Genomic DNA, 915 nt, shown 5'->3' with positions numbered 1-915 from the left:
AGATAAATACTATCATATGGTGGTTTTTGATCGTTTTAAACGATATGACGAGCCTTAAAAAGAATTGAATCCTATCAATTGGTTAGGAAGTGGTTTTGCTGTGGTCTGAACACGCAGAAACACACAGCTAACCAGAAAAGCACCAATACATGGCAACATTTTTGATTATCAGGATGGATACGTAGATGAAGAAGATTTTACTCGTTGCTGGCGCAGCTCTGGCGCTGGCGGGATGTGGTGAAAAAGGTGATTTTGAAAAAGCGATTAACGCCAAGATTGGGCAGAGCAGATACTGCTTCTCGCTGGATAACAATAACACCAGCTTCCCCATCCGTCTTGCCAAGCCACGTCTTGATTCGACTGGCACAGGGACCAATTCAGTGATCCTCGATGGATTTGTAGAGCAGAGAATGATGGTCTTTGAGCAGGGCTATGATTCGAACGTATTAGGGATAACAGAGGAAGGCAAAAAAGCCAAAGTTTGGAGCACAACAGACGGTGCTTGTGTCGGTCGTCGTGCTGTTGACGAGATCAAGGAATGGACGGAACCGGGTAACGGCGGTCAGAAGGTTGTTCGCGTGTCATATACATGGAAGCTGGTTGACGTTCCGGGCTGGATTGACAAAAAGGCGTTCGTTGGCGTTAAAGGGATGAATGAACCTGCTGATGGTGCCATGAATTTAGTTAAGACCAGTAATGGTTGGAAAGCCAACTAAAAGAATATTGAATCGCTAAGTGCCTCTGTTTATTTGTTGAAGGTCTGAGCTAATACATTTACTACAGGCATCTCCATTATAATATGAGATGCCATAATAAGAAGCTAAATATTAAAGCAATGTGAAATCATCCAAGTCGAATCCAAAATGATTTTTGAATAGTGCCCCATAAAATTTTTTAAGTTCATCTATATTATAT

General features: G+C 42.1%; 1 protein-coding gene. It reads left to right on the top strand.

All coding sequences use genetic code 11. The annotated features are described in order from the left end of the window. The first annotated feature begins 185 nt into the window (after positions 1-185). The gene (locus NNO02_RS23345) at positions 186-716 is read left to right on the top strand and encodes a lipoprotein (RefSeq protein WP_442867932.1); all 531 of its coding nucleotides are present in this window, start codon (positions 186-188) and stop codon (positions 714-716) included. Positions 717-915 lie beyond the last annotated feature (199 nt).

It is taken from the genome of Citrobacter sp. Awk 2 (genome assembly GCF_028069815.1).
Lineage (GTDB): Bacteria > Pseudomonadota > Gammaproteobacteria > Enterobacterales > Enterobacteriaceae > Citrobacter.
The sequence above is the reverse complement of the archived record's forward strand: the minus strand, read 5'-3'. Positions and strand labels throughout refer to the sequence as shown.